This window comes from Nocardia sp. CC201C (genome assembly GCF_030010695.1).
GTDB classification, from domain to species: domain Bacteria; phylum Actinomycetota; class Actinomycetes; order Mycobacteriales; family Mycobacteriaceae; genus Nocardia; species Nocardia otitidiscaviarum.
Genome location: NZ_JASCXP010000038.1, coordinates 13390 through 29190, shown reverse-complemented (window position 1 = coordinate 29190; position 15801 = coordinate 13390). Strand labels below are relative to the sequence as shown.

Sequence of the window (15801 nt, the reverse complement as noted above, 5' to 3'; positions counted from 1 at the left end):
ATTTCGCGGGCATCGACGAGACCTCGCGGGCATCGACGTGAACTCGCGGGCATCCGCATGACGTCGATACCCGCGACCTCGATCTCGCGGCGGTGGTCTCGCCCGGCGGCGTGCACCCGATGTTCAGAGGCGTTCGCGGTTTTCCTCGAGGTCGAAACTCTCGCGCTGGAGGGCGTGAATCACGTAGGGGAGCGGTTCATCCGCCGACAGCCCCAGCACCAGCCGCTGCTCCAGGCGGGCGATGGCCGCCTTGGTCAGCAGGCGGGCGTCGCCGACGAGGTTGAGCGCGATCTCGTAGGTGCGCCGCTCGCCGGGCTCCGCGTCGGGATGGTCCATCCGCCATTGCGTTTCGAGCAGGCGGTGGGTCGGATCGTCGGCTTCCACGGGTAGCGTGAACCGCCAGGCGAACAGATCGCGATCGGCCACATGCTCATCCACTACGCGGCAGACGGTGCCCACGACGCGGTCGAGGGTCTGCGGTGTCACGTAAACATGGAGCGAAACATCCGAAATGCGTTTCGGCATGTCCTTCAGTCCTGTTCTGGTGTCTAACCGGGTGGAGTATCCGCGGGGGGAGTGTAGCCCCTCAGCGGACGTTTCCGGCAGACAGGTCCATTGACACGCTGGTGTTCTGTTGTGAGTCTGCGCCTAGAACCGCGAAGAGGCAACCCTCACGGTCGATTCCGTGCCGGATCGCACCGGTTCTCCGGATGCCGCACCGGATTCGCGCGGTGCGCCCTCCGCGTGCCGGGCCGAGGAATCGCGACCGCCGGGGAGCAGGAGCAGGGCCGGTCGCGCCGCACCGGCCTCCTCGACGGCCGCGCGAGGGTGGATGGTCGCCTGCGGATGCTCATGCGCGTGCAGGGCGAACAGCAGCGGAACCAGCGCTTCGGCGATCCGATCGCCCACTTCGCAATACGCCTGCGGGGACAGCCCGACCGGATCGGCGATGTTCTCCCGGCCGACCAGCGCCAGATCGTTGCGGGCCTGATTGAGGGCCGCGACCGTGCGCGCCCCGCTCACCTTCGCGATCCGGTACGCCTCCAGCAGGGTGAAAGTATGTGGTGCGGCGGAGGGTTCGATCTCGCGCACCTTCTCCCGGATCTGCTCGGTCATGGCCAGGATCAGATCGGCGCGGCGCACCATCTCCGGCTTCAGTCGGCGCGCCTTGAAACCCTCGATATGGCCGCCCAGTCCGGCGATGGTCTCCGCGGCCAAGGGTTCCACCGGGAATCCGACCAGGGCGCGCACCCCGGCGCTCTCAGCGGTCAGATCGGACAGTCCGTGCTCGGCGGCGACGGCGAGCGTCAGTCGCTCCGCGATCACCGATCGGCAGACATTTCCGGAGCAGACGAACAGGACGTGCATGGCGGTAACCGTATTCGGCACTCACCACCGCTGGGAATGCTCCGGTGACCGAATCACACCGCTCGACCAGGATATTCATCCGCGCGTTCGGTGTCTGTCGCCCAGTGTTGGCGCACGCATTTCCGAGCGCACGCTGATCGCGGGGATGTCCGCGGCGGCGCTGGTCGGACTTGCGTGGCGGCCCTGTTGAATCTGTGCGCGGTGGTGGCAGTGGCGAATTTATGCGCGGGGCAGTGGTGGATCTGTGCGCGGGGCAGTGGTGGATCTGTGCACGGGCAGTGGTGAATCTGGCCGGTGGCTGTGGTGAATCTGTGCGGTGGCTGTGGTGAATCTGTGCGGTGGCTGTGGTGAATTTGTGCGCGGTGGCGCTGGTGAATTGTGCGCGGTGGCGCGGTGCGCGTGAACCGCGTGGCGGGCGATCACCGATAGTAGGTGTCCTCGTCGACCACGGGCGCGACGGTGGGGTCGGCCGCCTGGACGCGCCCGCGGGTGGAGAACATGCGCCCCCGCGCGGGGATGACGGGTGCGAACCGCGCCAGCCCCGTCGCCGGGGTCATATCGTCGTACACCGAATCGATGCCCCCGCGCGCGAAATACGCCTCGTGCCAGAAGCCGGTGCCGCCGGAGTCGCGCAGGAACGTCCGCCACCACTGCCGGTGCGGATCCGAGCGCGTCCACCGCTCCAGGCTCTCCAGATCCCGCCAGTACTGGCGCGCACCCCAGTGCGGCGGGAACAGCGACCAGACGATGTCCTCGTGGTGCAGCAGCCCGTCCGGCCGGTCCCGGTGTGAGCTGTACAGCTTGGGGCCGACCCCGAGCAGGCGCAGCATGCCCCGGGGCGTGCGCACCCGCATCCCGAGGTAGATCACCACCAGATCCGGATACTCCGACAGATCGACCGTCACCCTGTTGACACGCACGCGCGACCTCCGTGATGAGCCTGCTGCCCAGGGAATACGATACGCGCGCCGCGGCGGTTCACGCCGCGGTCGTGTCCGCGAGCGGCCGCTCCGGATCACACCATGGCCGCCGGGATGACCGTGGTGAGGCCGCCGTCGATCCGCAGATCCTGGCCGTTGATGTAGGCGGCCTCGTCGGAACCGAGGAAGGCGACGGCGGCGGCGATCTCGTCGGGGTCGCCGATCCGGCCCGCGGCGACCAGCGACGCGGCCGCCGCCTGCGCCTCGGGGGAGGCTTCGGCACGGAAGGCCGGGGTGTCGACATAGCCGGGGCTGATCGAGTTGACCCGGATCCCTCGGGGAGCCAGCTCCGCCGCGACGGTGCGGGCGAAGCTGTGGACCGCCGCCTTGGTGGCGGTGTAGAGGGCGGCGTCGGGTGCGCCGCGGTGCACGGCGAAGGAGGCGTTGATGACGACGGCGGCCCGATCGGACAGCAGTGGAAGCATCTGCTGCACCGTGAAGAACACCGATGTGAAGTTGGTGTCGACCACGCGCGCGAACTCCGCCTCGGTGACCTCGTCGATGGCCTGGAACGCGCCGATGCCCGCATTGGCGAAGACGAGGTCCACGCGGCCGAAGCGCTCGCGGATGGTGGCGGCCAAGGCGGTGAGATCAGCGAGATCGGCGGCATCGCCGGGGATCCCGAGCACCCGCCCGGCACGTTCGACGGCGTCATCCGGCAACTCGTCGCGCGCTTCGACGGCGTGACCCGCTCGTTGGCTGCCCGGTTCGGCGGCGTGACCCGCTCGTTGGCGGCGCGCTTCGACGGCGTGCCGCGTTCGCTGGTCGCCCGGTTCGGCGGCGTGGCCTGCTCCTCGGCCGTCGAGTTCGGCGACGACCGCGTCCAGGCGGGTCTGGTCGCGGCCGGTGATGATCACCCGCGCGCCCTCGGCGAGCAGGCGGCGCGCGGTGGCCAGCCCCATTCCGCTGGTGCCGCCGGTAATGAGCGCGATCTTGCCGTCGTAGCGAAAACTGTTGTGCGTCATGGCTTCAGCGTGCGCGGCGGTGCGCGGCGGATACAGTGCGGAGTTATCGTAGGCGTGGCACCACCCGGCTGGTGGGCAGCGACGGGTGCCGAACCACCTGCCGGTGCGGGTTTCTTCGCAAGCGATGAACAGCCACGCCTCACGCTCGGCGGGGCAGCCGCATCGATGAGCAGCACACCGGGCGTATGGATCTCGATCCTGGCGGACCCGGCCTGATACCAGCCTCGAATGGCTGACGGACCGTCCCGCCAATCGACATCGCCGGGCCACCGCGTGCGTGATCGGCGCCGCACAGCGGGCATCGCGACCACCGGTATCGGATCTACCGGTCGGCGAGGTGCGGGTGCAGTGCTTCCAGACGCGCGGCGGTAGCGGTGCCCGGTCGCGGGTCGTAGAGGATGAGCGACCAGTCCGGGCGGTCGGTGACGGTGAGCGTGGTGGCGTCGAAGAACAGGTCACCGGCCTCGGGATGCCGCATGGCGTTCACGGCCTGCACCGGCATCCCGACCTCATGGCGGTCCCAGAGTGCGACGAATTCGGGGCTGGCCGTGCGTAATTCGGTGATCACCCGGTCGAAGGCGGGGTCGCCCGGGAAGTGCGCGGCGTCGGCGCGGTAGGCGGCCACCACGGCGGGCGCGGCATCGGCCCACACCTCGGGCACGGCCCGATAGCGCGGGTTGGTGAAGAAGGTCCGCAGGCAATTGTGCGCTCGGTCATCGAAACCGAACACCGTCCGTGCGGACTCGTTGTACGCCAGCACATTCCAGGCCCGGTCCCGCAGTACCGCGGGCCGCCATCCCCAGGCATCGAGCAGCTGGCGCACCGCCGGGGTCAACGCACCCTCGGTGCGCCCGGCCATCGGTGGCGGATTCAACCCCGCCAGCAGATACAGATGCGCCCGCTCCACCTCGTTCAGCAGCAGCGCCCCGGCGATCGCGTCCAGCACCTCACCCGACACCGTGATATCCCGCCCCTGCTCGAGCCACGTATACCAGGACACCCCCACCCCGGCCCGCACCGCGACCTCCTCCCGCCGCAATCCCGGCGTCCGCCGCCGCCCCACCACCGGCATGCCGATATCGCGCGGCGTCAATCGTTCCCGCCGACTCCGCAAGAACTCCCGCAGCTGCTCCCGCCGCCGCTCGGATGCACTGATCACAACTCACGCCAACAACGAGCACCCACCACGCCATCCCGGCGTCACTCGCGGTCAACCGCCCGCCCCGCAATTCCTGCCCTACGATGCCCAGGACTGCGCGGCCGCCGTCGATACTGCTGGCTCGGGCTCGGCTGGCTCAGTCTCAGCGCCGCGACGCCTGCTCGCCCCCACCGCTGTCCACGCTCGTCACCGACACGGCGACGGCCGCACTCGGCGCGACTCCGGACGTGTACTTTCCGTCTCGAACTCCGGTGGTTGTGCAGCGTGCGGTATCGACTCGTGCTGCGCCGCGCGCCGAGCCTTCTCCTAGAGCACGTGTTGTGTCGTCTCGGTATGCGGTGTCCGCGCGGTGTGCGGTGTCCGCGCGGTGTGCGGTGTCGGCGCGTGGTCCGCCGCGTGCCGAGCTTCCCCGGCCAGGAGTTCCTGCCGCGTTGTCTCGGCCTCCCGACCCGGTGCGGCCGCCTCGGTCTCCGGGCGTGCTGCCGGTCCGGCGTCCGGCGTGCGCGGGTGTGCCTCGGCTGTCGCCGTCTCCGGTATCGCCGAGGGTTCGGCCGCGACGGCTGTCGGCGGGGGTGCGTTGGGCGCGGACCGAGGTGTCCCGGGTTCGGCGGCCGAGTCATGGTCGGTCCGCGGTGGCTCGAGGCTGTCGGCGGTCTCCGCCGTGGCGGCGTCCTCGGCCCGGCTGCGGGAGATCACCCCTTCCAGTTCCTCCACCAGGGTGATCAATTCGGCGCGCAGCCCAGCGACCTCGGCAGCGAGTTCGTCACGGGCGGCCTCCCGCTCGACGAGGTTGGCGCGCAGGGTGTCGATGGTGTCGTTCATGGCGGCCAGCTGGCGGTCGGCTCCGCGTAGCCGCCATTCCACGATGGCGTGGCGGCCCACCGCGCCGCTCGCGTTCTCCACCCACTCCACCACGTAGTCGAGCCACGCGGGCTGCTTGGGCATCTTCTCGTGCTCGTCCCAGCCCTTGCGCAGGGCTGACTTGGGGGAGAGCACCCGCTCACCGGCTGGCGTGTTCAGCTGTACGTGGCTGATCTTCCCGGCGCTGGTGACCACGACGGTGAGGCGGTAGCGCCCCACCAGATGCATGCGCAGCTCCGCCGCCCCGCGCCCATCGGCGTCCATGGCCCCGAGCCACGGCCCGTCGGCCGCGTCGATGATCGACTCGAGCACCCCGAGTTGTCCGACGCCGCGCCGCAGCCGCGTCGCCCGCTTGCGTAGGTCCTCGACCGTGTCGGTCATCTGATCCCAGTGCATATCGCCTTTCGGTGTCCAACGACTGTCCCGCTGCGGTCGCACCTCGAACGGCCGCCCGCGTGTGCCCGTGCCCTTTCCTGCCGAATATATCGGCGCGTGCCGCCGCCCCCACGCAGGCGGCCGGGTGTCGGCGGCAGGCACCGCTGCGTCCACCTCCGCGTCTCCGTGGCGCGCGCGGCGCGTACGCGGTCCAGCGGCTGGCCGGTGCGGCCGGGATGACCTGGTCGGGTTCCACGATGTCGCCACAGCGGTGGCGCGGCGGCGCGTGGCCGAATACGGTTGTGGCAGGGGCGAATCCGCCCACCACGGTTTCGTACCGGGGGAATCGGTAATGTCGAGCTGGTGAGTAGCTGGGTGCGTAGCAAATTCCGGAAGGTCGGCCGATTCGATCGAACGATCGAGGGTGCCGTGGCGCAGTTGCCCGCGTCGAGAATGGACAGCGGTTTGCTGCGGCTGACCAACAGCGCCAACTACAGCATGCTGTGGTTCGGCATCGCGGCCCTGCTGGCCACCCGCAAGGGGTCACCCCGTCGCGCGGCCATGCGCGGCGTGGCCTCGGTGGCCGGGGCCAGCTTCACCGTCAACGTCGGCCTGAAGACACTCATCGCCCGCCGCCGACCGGCCGCCGAGGTGCTGCCGGTGCACCGGCGGCTGGTGCCCGCTCCGACATCCTCGTCCTTCCCGTCCGGCCACGCCGCCTGTGCGGCGGCCTTCGCCACCGCCGTCGCGCTGGAGAGCCCCCGCACCGCGCTGGCGGTCGCGCCGCTGGCCGCCACCGTCGCCTATTCGCGGGTGCACACGGGCGTGCACTGGGGCTCCGATGTGCTGGTCGGCGCGGCGGTCGGCTCCGGCATCGCCCTGGCCACCCGGCGCTGGTGGCCGGTGCGGGAATCCGACGAGGCGCTGGCCCGCCCGGTGCGGGAGGCTCCCGTGCTGGTGGAGGGCAAGGGCCTCGTCGTCATGGTGAACCCGGTCTCCGGCGACCCCAACTACGATCCGACCGACGACATCCGCGCCGCGCTGCCCGCCGCCACCGTCCTGCGCACCCAGCGCGACCTGGATGCCGCCGAGCAGCTCACCCGCGCCATCGCCGACGCCGCGGAGCCGGTGCTGGCGGTGGGCGTCGCCGGTGGCGACGGCACGGTCGCCTCGGTGGCCGCCGTCGCGCTTCGCCACGAACTGCCGCTGGTGGTGATCCCCACCGGCACCCTCAATCACTTCGCCCGGGACCTCGGCGTGTACGACCTGCGCGAGGTCATCGACGCGACCGGGGTGGGTGAGGCGGTCGCCGTCGATATCGCCAGCGTCGAGTACGAAGCCGAGGGCGGGACGCACACCCGCCATCTCATCAACACCTCCAGCATCGGCACCTATCCCGAACTGGTGCGGCTGCGCGAGCGGTGGCAGCACCGCTGGGGCAAATGGCCCGCCTTCGCGGCGGCCCTGGTGGTGACGCTGCGCCGCGCCCAACCCATCGAGATCTGCCTGGACGGCCGCTGGCAGCGGGTGTGGTTCCTGTTCGTCGGCAACGGCCCGTATCACCCGCACGGCGCGGTGCCCGCCTTCCGCGACCGCCTCGACTCCGGCCTGCTCGACGTGCGCTGGCTGCGCGCCGACCTGCGCTGGTCGCGGGCACGGGCGGTGGTGGCGCTGCTGCTGGGAGCCATCGGCCACAGTCGGGTCTACGGCGAACGTCAGCTGCCGGAACTGCTGGTGCAGCTGCCCGCCCCGGAGGCCCTCGCCACCGACGGGGAGGTCATCGGCGACACCACCCACCTGCGCTACGCCATCGCGGGCGAGCTCGCCGTGTACCGTCGCGACGAGTCGAATCCGTTGTGGGCCAACCGCTATCGCCCGCATCACCGCCGTGCTCCCTGGCTGCTCGACGCCTTCCGCCCGCGCCGTCCGAGCTGAGCGTCGTCAGAGGTTCAGGCCGCCGGGGGGCGAGTTCAGCCGAACCAGATGCCGCGCGGCACCACCCGCACGAAGCTGGTCGCGCCGTCGGGGATCTTCCCCTCGGGGTCGCTGCATCCGATGGTCAGTTCACCGGGTGTCGCGCCGACCGTCCACAGCGGTACCCAGGTCGCGCCCTGTGCGCCCTGCTCGGGTTCGGCGTCGGCGGGCGGGGGCAGCAGTTCGAGCTCCTCGCCGGACGCGCTGGTCGCGGTGCACCGCAGCGCGGACCTGTCCCACTCCTGGAGCCCCTTGATATCGAGGACGGCGTCGGCGGGCATGATCACGACCTTGGTCTGACCCAGCGGAATGCGTTCCGCACCGGTCGCTTCACCGGGATCGTCGTTGCCGGTGGCGGTCGGCACTGTCGTGGTGGTTGTGGAGGTCGTGCCGGTCGGCGAGGAGTTCGTCTTCGCGTCGTCGCTGGCGCAACCGGCTGCCGCGACGACGGGCAACAGGCTGGCGATCATGAGGAACTTCGAGGTCCGGCGCATCCATACCTCCTGCTCGGGTTGGGAGATTCGTACGCATGGTGCCATCTCGCTCGGAATAGTTTCCGGTACCGAGAGTAGTGAATCGCTAATTCTCGGCGAATGTGGCCGTGGGTGGGCGACGCGAGCGGAGTCGACCGGTCACGCGGTGTGGCGTCCGACGAGATCGCCGTCCTTCCAGACCTCGCGCACCAGCGCCACCCCGGGCCGGTAGGCGAGGTGCAGATAGGACGGGGCATCCAGGGCGAGCGCATCGGCGCGGGCGCCGATGCTCAATCGTCCGATATCGGTGCGGCGCAGCGCCATCGCGCCACCCAGGGTGGCCGCCCACACCGCCTCCTCGGGGCTCATCTTCATCTCCCGCACCGCCAGCGCGATACAGAACGGCAGGCTGGTGGTGTAGCTGGTGCCGGGATTGCAGTCCGCGCCCAGCGCCACCGTCACACCGGCGTCGAGCAGGGCGCGGGCGTCGGGATAGGCGTTGCGGGTGCAGAAGTCGGCTCCCGGCAACAATGTCGCCACTGTCGAACTGCTCGCGAGCGCGTCGATATCCGCATCGGTCACATAGGTGACGTGGTCCACCGACGCGGCCCCCATCTCGACGGCCAGGCGCACTCCCGGTCCGGTGCCGAGCTGATTGCCGTGCACCCGCGGTACCAGCCCGTGTGCCACGCCGGCCCGGAGCACCGCGCGCGACTGCTCCTCGTCGAACGCGCCGCGCTCACAGAACACGTCGATCCAGGTGGCGTGCGGTGCAACGGTTTCGATCATCTCATCGCACACCATGGTGACGTAGTCGTCAGCCCGGCCCGCGTATTCCGGCGGGGGAACGTGGGCGGCGAGCAGGGTCACCTCCTCGGTGAACCGTCCCGCCACCAGTGCGCCGCGCAGTTCGTCACGGGTGGTCTGGCCGTAACCGGTCTTGCATTCGACGGTGGTGCTGCCCGAACGCAGTGCCTCGGCCATCAGTCGCCGCACCGTGTTCTCCAGCTGGGTGTCGTCGGCGGCGCGGGTGGCCTCGATGGTGGTGCGGATACCGCCCGCCGTGTACGGCGTCCCGGTCATGCGCGCCGCGAACTCCTCGGCCCGGTCCCCGGCGAACACCAGGTGCGAGTGGCTCTCCACGAAGCCGGGCAGCAGTGCTCGCCCGCCGAGATCCACCCCGAGGTCGGCGGCGGGCGCGGCGGCGCTGTCGCCCACCCAGCTCACCCGACCGTCGGCGAAGGCGATGGCCGCATCGCGGCGCACCCCGAGTGGTCCCGCGCCGAGTTCCGGATCATTGGTGACGAGCGTCCCGATGTTCGAGACGACGAACGATGTCACGGTGAATTCCTTTCCGCCTCGAGCGAGATGCCCGCGCCGCGCTGCCCACGCCTCCGGTGTGGTCGAGCGTCCCATGCCGATCTCACCGCCGTGGGCGATCGGCACCCGCGACGCGCCGGAAGCGGTGCCGTCCAGTTGTATACTCCTGTATATACAGCCGTCAAGGGCTGTGGTGTGGCCGGTAGGCTGCGGGGCCGGAGCAATGGATGGGCGAGGAGCGGTTGGGCGGTATGGCGGCGGTCGACGGCGAACTCGCCGCGCTGTTCGAACGGTCGGGCGGCGAGGCGGTGCCCGCCTATGAGCGCGTCAAGAACCTGGTGTCCGCGCAGATCCGCTCGGGCCGCTGGGTGGAGGGTGATCAGGTGCCGTCGGAACATCAGCTCGTCGCCGCCACCGGCCTGTCCCGCATGACCGTCAACCGTGCCCTGCGCGAACTCGCCGCCGAGGGCCTGATCGTGCGCACGGCGGGAGTGGGCACCTTCGTCGGCGGCGCCAAGGCGTCGTCACCCCTGTTCGAGGTCCGCAATATCGCCGACGACATCGCCCGACGCGGCCACCGCCACCGCACCGAGGTGATCCTGGTCCGCGCCGAGACCATCGACGCCGACCACACCCACCTGCGAGATTCCCTCGGTGCCACAGCGTTTCACTCCATCCTCGTCCACTATGAGGGCAGCGCACCGATCCAACTGGAGGACCGCTACGTCAACCCCGCCGCCGCCCCCGACTACCTGGCCCAGGACTTCACCGCCACCACCCCCAACGACTACCTCAGCCGCGTGGCCCCACTGATCCGCGGTGAGCACATAGTCGAAGCCGTCCTGGCAACACCGGACGAATGCCGCCACCTCGATATCACCCCCACCGAACCCTGCCTGCTCATCCGCCGCCGCACCTGGTCCGCCACCGGCCTCGTAAGCGTCGCCCGCCTCCTCCACCCAGGCTCCCGCAACCGCCTCGAAGGAGTATTCGGGCGCTGAATCACCCTGCCCGGCGGTCGGATTCGCTTACCAGGTGTTTGACCATGATGGTCATGGGCGGTGTCGGCCCCGGCGTCGTGCGGCCGACCGCCCGCCAACCCCACCGCAGATAGGTGTCATGCGCCGGTGCCGCGGGATTCGCACAGAGCGAGGCGTAGGTCTCGGTGCGCGCCGTGAGCAGGGTGTCCATCAGCGCGCGGCCGAGACCGGTTCCCCGGTAGTCGGCGAGCACCGCCCATTCCATGACAGCGAACGTCGGCACGTCGGATAGCTCTACGGGCGGTGGTTCGACCGCATCCGACCACCATCGCCCCGCCGCCATGCGGTATCCGTATGCCATTCCCACCAATTCGCCGCTGTCGACACCGACGACGAGTTCGAAACCTGGCTCATCGAGTTCATCGGTCAGCCACCGTCGAAACCGTTGCGCCGCGTCGGGGCGCTCTCGATACGGTGGTTCGGCGAAGACCGTTGCGTACAGGCGCACCATGGCGTCGAGGTGGGCGACGGCATCCTCTCTGCCGCCTTTGAAGACTTCTGCGGCCAGTCCTCTTGTCTCGCTGTGTCTATGCATACGTTCAGTGTGAGATACATGGGGAGGCTGTGGTATTGCGTGCGCGATGGACGTCGTCTGCGGAGAAGGGTGGTGGAGATCAAGAGATTTCAGGTGTGGTGGCGTCGTGTGCCTTTCCTGGCTTTCGCTGACGCCGGGTGGGGTGCCGTGAGCTCGGTTCCGGCCGACGGACTGGCTGTGGTCCCGTTTCGAGATGTGTGGAGTAGTGCCGGGTGCGGCGGGTGGGTGTCGTGCGGTGGGATGGTTTCATCGCGAGGCGCGCGGTTGGATACCCGGATGTGTCTCGAGCCCTGTGGGGGTGTCCCGGACGCGATGCGGGTGGTGGATTGCCGCGGACGTGGTGGGATGGTTCCGGTGCGATGAGGCGCCTCGGAGACTGTGCCGATGCCGGGTAGCGGGACCTCGCTCGGGTCACGGCGAATGCCCCCGTGCGGCACGGGCTTTCGCCGTGCCGGGGGTCGATACCGTGGTGTGATTGTCGAACCGGGTCGTGCGGGGGCGGTGCTATTCGCGGGCGCGGTGGGGTTCGCGAGGGCGACGGGCTTCGCGGGTGTGGCCGGATGCGCGGTGCTGGGACTCGCGGCCGTGGCGGGATCCGCTGTGGTTCGGTTCGTGGTGGTGAGGCTCGCGCGCGGGGCGGGATTCTTGGTTGTGGCGGGATGCGCTCGTGCGGTCGGCCAGTAGTCGGGCGCGGCGGCGTTGCACACTCTCGGCCAGTACTTGTTCGGGGTGATGGAACCGATTCACCCGCGCCCGCCGTCGCGGATCCACCGAGACCGGTGGACAGAACGCCGTCCGCCCGGCATCCGCACTCCCCGCCGGGAGGCGGTGGGTGGCCCACCCGCTCGGATCCTCGGGGTCGGCGGTGATCTGCGCGTGATGGGCATCGCAGACCAGGGTGAGGTTGTCGATATCGGTGGGACCGTGCGCGGCCCACGGGATCAGGTGGTGCATCGCGCACACGGTCGCGGGTGCGGAGCAGTCGGGGTGGGTGCAGCCGCGGTCGCGGGCGATGGCGGCCAACCGCTGCCACGACGACGCGATCCGCGCACCCTCCCCCAAATACAGGGGCTTGCCCGCGGTGTCGTCGAAGAGCAGCAGCAGCGGGATCGAGCCCTGCGCCATCCGCCACGCTTCCCGCACCGGGATTGTCGTCCCCGACGCCGCCCGTGCCACCCCCGCACCCCGCAGCAGGTCGGTGACCGACATCGTCAGCACGATCGACACCGGCAGGCCACGATGCGAACCCAGGTTGTCCGGGCCGGAGGCACTGAGGAACGCTTTCAACGCGTCGTGGCGCCGCTGCGCCGGAGTGCGCACATCACGCCCGACGGCGGCCGCGAACCGCACCGGGTCGAACCCGTCGGTGTCGTGCGTCCCCATCTGGGGGCTGTCGGGGTCGTCGGGCATGCACATGCCCGGCCGTGCCCATTTCGCGAATATCGTGTCGACCATGGCGCGCAGTTCGGGATCGAAACACCCGTGGAACGGGCTCATCCCGTCCAGGCGTTGTTCCCCGAAGGTGGCTGCCCGCAGGCGGGCGCGGTCCTTGGCGGTGGTGAGTGTCCCGTCGGGGTCGAGGTAGCCCAGGATGCGGTCACCGACCTTGCCCACCATCTCCGGCGTCCCGGCGCGGGCGGCGTCGGCGAGGTGTTCCTCGGCGACCGCGCGGTGTTCGGTGTCGACCGCGTCGGGGATGCGGTCCATCACCCGCATCACCGCCCGCGCATGATCCCCCGCGGCCTGCGCGGCCGCCGTGGCGGGCAGACGGGGTTCGCACGGCTCGCCGTAGGCGCTGGTCATGATTCCCAGTTGCGCGGCGGTCTTCACGCGGGCGACGGCGTCGGCTTTGGCCAGGCGCAGGGTTTCCACCAGGTACCGGTACAACCCCACCGATCCGGTCGTGGTCCACAACTGTCGGTCGTTGATCTCGACCACGTGCCGATGCCCCACCGCCTCCAACCGGCGGCGACACGCTTCCAGTCCTTGCACGCGGGCAGCGAATGCGGTGTCGGTGAATCCGGTCAGGTCCTCGGCCAACAGCGTGTCGATCGCGGTCACCAACATGGCGAGCGCGGGATCACGCTGCTGGATTTCCCCCTCCGAATTCATACAGCCATTCTACCGCCAAATACGTTGCGGCAGAACCATAAAGGAATGTGAATCGAGAATCTTCAGTTAGCCTGTGTCGGATTCATCCCGTTAATTCGTTGATCGCGCACGGCAGCAACGGGAATCGCCAAGCGGTCCCGTAGCGCGTCAGCCTCACCGCTGCAAGGATATTCACCGTGATCTGGCCCGTACATCAATCCGCCGACTGCCTCGAAGACGGTGAAGTCTCGCTGCGACGGTACAACCCCACTTGTGCCTCTGAGCTGTTCGAGGCGTTGAACGATGAGCGCGTGTGGGAGCACATTCCGCGGAGTATGCCCCGCGATTCCGACGAGGTGAACGCGGATATCCTGGCGCGAATGGCCGAGGGGCGATGGATCACGTACGCCATTCGAGCCGCCGGGGTCGTGGTCGGCAGGAGTTCGTTGATCTGGGACCCTTCCGCGCCCGATGGCGTCGAGATCGGGGGAACTCAGCTCAGCCCCGTGGTGTGGGGGACCGGAGTCAATATGCGAGCAAAGCGGATGCTGATCACGGCGGTATTCGACCAGGGGGCAGAGTGGGTAACGTTTCGAACCGACGAAAGAAACGCTCGATCGGCGGCCGCGATCGGCAAGCTCGGAGCGACGGACCTCGGCGTGCACCCGGACACGTTCGTCCGTCGGGATGGCAGCGTGCGGCGTAGCCGATTCTTCCGCCTCGAGCGGCCCGGTTCGCGCCGTCGGTCGACTGCCGAAGGCAGTCGGTGATGCGCCGTGTCGGTTTCGCCCGCGAGGTCGTTCGCGCGTCGTGGGGCGTGAGGTCACGCGCGTCAGGCCACCGGCGTCGCAGCAGTCGGCGACCGGCCGCTGCTCCCTCGGTCCGTTCGGGCGGGCGGGTCTAATCGGCGCGGGCGTAGCGGACGGCGGAAATCACCGCTTCCATGTCGATCTGGAGTTCGGGGTTCTGTTGTTGGACCTCGCGCAGTTCGAGGACCACGTCGTCGATCGAGGTGCGGCGGGCGAGGGTGAGGAGTTCTCGGTGGATGTAGTCGGGGAGGGGGATTCCGGTGGCGTTCGCTCGGCGGGTGAGTACCCGCACGGTTTCCGGGGGGAGGTCGTATTCGTGGCTCAATGCTGTTGTGGTGGCATCGAATTCGGCGGAATCGCTGGGGGGATTGTCCGATTCGAGGAAATCGACGATGGCGTCTACCGGCACGCGGGTTCCGGCGAGGCGGGTCAGCTCCGCGCGGAGGTAGTCGGGGAGGGGCTGGCCGGCCGCTCGAGCTCGTCGGCGCAGGACATTCGCGGCCGGGGCGGGCAGATCGTCGATTGCGAGCGTTGCCATGGGGGATACCGTAGGTGGGATGGGCTGAAGCGACAAAGTTCGGACGTTCGTTGCGGTTTGGGCAAAGCTGGGTGTGCAACCCGGGTTACATGAACAGAGAGCTTCGTTCCGCGATTCGCTCGCCGCTGGGTGCGCTTACCGGGCCTCCTGAACGCATCGTCGAGCTGATTGTTCAGAACGGAACGCGTAGTTTCGCACACCCTCATCGGTCCACCCGGAACTCGAGCAGACAGCGCTGCTCGGTGAGATCGCGGACCGCCTCGAGTACCAGGTCATGTGCCGCTGCGAGAGAACGGAATTCGTCGATGCGTCGTTCACGGCTGCCGAATATCGCGAGCATGGCGAGATTGAATTCGGTGCTGGCCCGGCGGTCCCCGACCGGTTCGATGATGAGTACGCGGCTGTCCGGGCCGGCGGCTTCGACGCATCGGGCCAGGATGTGGTGGGCGTGTTCGTCATCCCAGTCGTGCAGGATGTCCACCAGGAGGTAGGCGTCACCGCCGGTGGGCAGCGGTTCGAAGAAGCTGGCGGCAGTCACCTGGGCGCGGTGCGCGAGGCCGCGTTCGGCGAAGGTGCGGCGCGCCTGCGCGGCGGTCGGTTCGAGATCGATCAGGTGGCCGTTGATGTAGGGGTGCGCGGTGAGGATGGCCGCCAGCAGCGTGCCGGCGCCGCCGCCGACATCGATGATGGTGGTAAAGCGCGACCACTCGAAACCTGTGACCATGCGCGGGATTTGCGCGTGCAGGCGATGGATCATCTGGCGGTCGAAGGACGCACGCAGCGGTGGATGGTCGGCCAGATCGGTCCAGAAGTCCCGGCCGTAACGGCGGGGATAGGCGGCCCGGCCGGTCGTGATGCTGTGGGCGAGTTCGACGAAGGCCAATTCGGCGCGTCCGCCGGCGGAGTCGAGGTGGAGGAGATCGATGAGGCCGTTGTCGGCGGTCGTGCAGAGGTGCGCCCCGTAGGCGGTGGTGCGGTAACCGGTGGTTGTGCGCTCGACGATACCGAGGGTTGCGAGGTGAGCGATCAGGAGCTCGAGCGCGATCGGGGATACGGAGAGGTCGACCGCGAGTTCGGCGACGGACGCACCCTCGCCCGAGAGCCGATCGGGCAGTCCCAAGGTCACCGCGACCCGCAGCGCCATCGGGGTGCCCAGACCGGCCAGCCGGCGCAGAGAATCCGTACTGTCGTTGTGTCCCACGAGGATCCACTGTGCCCTGGCATACGGCGGACGCCGAGAGCGGGTCTCATGCTCGGCGGCGGGAATCAGTGACCGTGGGGATGATGTAGTCGATCGTCGGCCATGCGGGGGA

15 protein-coding genes are annotated in these 15801 nt (G+C 69.2%); 3 read left to right on the top strand and 12 right to left on the bottom strand.

Translation table 11 applies throughout. From position 1 onward, the window contains the following. Nucleotides 1–123: 123 nt before the first annotated feature. From QK444_RS06920 to QK444_RS06895, 6 genes are all read right to left on the bottom strand, one after another. Nucleotides 124–486 carry a hypothetical protein gene (locus tag QK444_RS06920; protein WP_282778207.1) on the bottom strand — a complete coding sequence of 121 codons (363 nt, stop codon included), beginning with the start codon at nt 484–486 and terminating at the stop codon, nt 124–126. Between the two features lie 162 nt (nt 487–648). After that, nucleotides 649–1368: a low molecular weight phosphatase family protein gene (locus tag QK444_RS06915; RefSeq protein WP_282778206.1), complete on the bottom strand. Its 720-nt coding sequence runs from the start codon at nt 1366–1368 to the stop codon at nt 649–651. A 419-nt stretch (nt 1369–1787) separates the two neighbouring features. Further along, nucleotides 1788–2288, bottom strand: coding sequence for a DUF4188 domain-containing protein (locus tag QK444_RS06910; RefSeq protein ID WP_282778205.1), 501 nt, complete (start codon nt 2286–2288; stop codon nt 1788–1790). 95 nt (nt 2289–2383) lie between these two features. Then, nucleotides 2384–3313, bottom strand: a complete 930-nt coding sequence (locus tag QK444_RS06905) for an SDR family oxidoreductase (protein ID WP_282778203.1) — start codon at nt 3311–3313, stop codon at nt 2384–2386. A gap of 322 nt (nt 3314–3635) precedes the next feature. Beyond that, the gene (locus QK444_RS06900; protein WP_282778201.1) at nt 3636–4472 is read right to left on the bottom strand and encodes a helix-turn-helix transcriptional regulator; all 837 of its coding nucleotides are present in this window, start codon (nt 4470–4472) and stop codon (nt 3636–3638) included. A 306-nt stretch (nt 4473–4778) separates the two neighbouring features. Then, nucleotides 4779–5714, bottom strand: coding sequence for a hypothetical protein (locus QK444_RS06895; RefSeq protein ID WP_282778199.1), 936 nt, complete (start codon nt 5712–5714; stop codon nt 4779–4781). Nucleotides 5715–6071: 357 nt separating this feature from the next. Here QK444_RS06895 and QK444_RS06890 point away from each other — a divergent pair, with 357 nt between their 5' ends. After that, entirely contained in the window at nt 6072–7643 is a 1572-nt protein-coding gene (locus QK444_RS06890; RefSeq protein WP_282778197.1) for a bifunctional phosphatase PAP2/diacylglycerol kinase family protein, read from the top strand. Between the two features lie 35 nt (nt 7644–7678). Here QK444_RS06890 and QK444_RS06885 read toward each other — a convergent pair whose 3' ends face one another. Both QK444_RS06885 and hutI read right to left on the bottom strand, forming a co-directional pair. Further along, entirely contained in the window at nt 7679–8176 is a 498-nt protein-coding gene (locus tag QK444_RS06885) for a hypothetical protein (protein WP_282778195.1), read from the bottom strand. Nucleotides 8177–8314: 138 nt separating this feature from the next. After that, on the bottom strand, nt 8315–9496 hold the full coding sequence (gene hutI, locus QK444_RS06880; protein WP_282778193.1) for an imidazolonepropionase: 1182 nt from the start codon (nt 9494–9496) through the stop codon (nt 8315–8317). 206 nt (nt 9497–9702) lie between these two features. Between hutI and hutC the strand changes: the two genes are divergently transcribed. Beyond that, on the top strand, nt 9703–10476 hold the full coding sequence (hutC, locus tag QK444_RS06875; protein ID WP_282778191.1) for a histidine utilization repressor: 774 nt from the start codon (nt 9703–9705) through the stop codon (nt 10474–10476). 1 nt (nt 10477) lies between these two features. Here the strand turns inward: hutC and QK444_RS06870 are convergent, their stop codons facing one another. Both QK444_RS06870 and QK444_RS06865 read right to left on the bottom strand, forming a co-directional pair. Then, complete coding sequence (locus tag QK444_RS06870; RefSeq protein ID WP_282778190.1) at nt 10478–11050, bottom strand: GNAT family N-acetyltransferase; 573 nt, start codon at nt 11048–11050, stop codon at nt 10478–10480. 504 nt (nt 11051–11554) lie between these two features. Continuing rightward, on the bottom strand, nt 11555–13162 hold the full coding sequence (locus QK444_RS06865) for an HNH endonuclease signature motif containing protein (protein ID WP_282778188.1): 1608 nt from the start codon (nt 13160–13162) through the stop codon (nt 11555–11557). Between the two features lie 176 nt (nt 13163–13338). On the opposite strand from QK444_RS06865, the gene QK444_RS06860 reads away from it, so the two are divergent. Beyond that, on the top strand, nt 13339–13911 hold the full coding sequence (locus QK444_RS06860) for a GNAT family protein (RefSeq protein ID WP_282778187.1): 573 nt from the start codon (nt 13339–13341) through the stop codon (nt 13909–13911). A 130-nt stretch (nt 13912–14041) separates the two neighbouring features. Here QK444_RS06860 and QK444_RS06855 read toward each other — a convergent pair whose 3' ends face one another. Together QK444_RS06855 and QK444_RS06850 are read right to left on the bottom strand one after the other, a co-directional pair. After that, on the bottom strand, nt 14042–14488 hold the full coding sequence (locus QK444_RS06855; RefSeq protein WP_282778185.1) for a hypothetical protein: 447 nt from the start codon (nt 14486–14488) through the stop codon (nt 14042–14044). Nucleotides 14489–14690: 202 nt separating this feature from the next. Beyond that, nucleotides 14691–15689, bottom strand: a complete 999-nt coding sequence (locus QK444_RS06850; RefSeq protein WP_282778183.1) for a methyltransferase — start codon at nt 15687–15689, stop codon at nt 14691–14693. Nucleotides 15690–15801 lie beyond the last annotated feature (112 nt).

Excerpts from the sequence above, each read along its gene's own strand:
- QK444_RS06915 (WP_282778206.1), bottom strand. The coding sequence starts at position 1,368 with ATGCACGTCCTGTTCGTCTGCTCCGGAAATGTCTGCCGATCGGTGATC.
- QK444_RS06905 (WP_282778203.1), bottom strand. The coding sequence starts at position 3,313 with ATGACGCACAACAGTTTTCGCTACGACGGCAAGATCGCGCTCATTACC.
- QK444_RS06895 (WP_282778199.1), bottom strand. The coding sequence starts at position 5,714 with ATGACCGACACGGTCGAGGACCTACGCAAGCGGGCGACGCGGCTGCGG.
- QK444_RS06885 (WP_282778195.1), bottom strand. The coding sequence starts at position 8,176 with ATGCGCCGGACCTCGAAGTTCCTCATGATCGCCAGCCTGTTGCCCGTC.
- hutC (WP_282778191.1), top strand. The coding sequence starts at position 9,703 with ATGGGCGAGGAGCGGTTGGGCGGTATGGCGGCGGTCGACGGCGAACTC.
- QK444_RS06870 (WP_282778190.1), bottom strand. The coding sequence starts at position 11,050 with ATGCATAGACACAGCGAGACAAGAGGACTGGCCGCAGAAGTCTTCAAA.
- QK444_RS06865 (WP_282778188.1), bottom strand. The coding sequence starts at position 13,162 with ATGAATTCGGAGGGGGAAATCCAGCAGCGTGATCCCGCGCTCGCCATG.
- QK444_RS06855 (WP_282778185.1), bottom strand. The coding sequence starts at position 14,488 with ATGGCAACGCTCGCAATCGACGATCTGCCCGCCCCGGCCGCGAATGTC.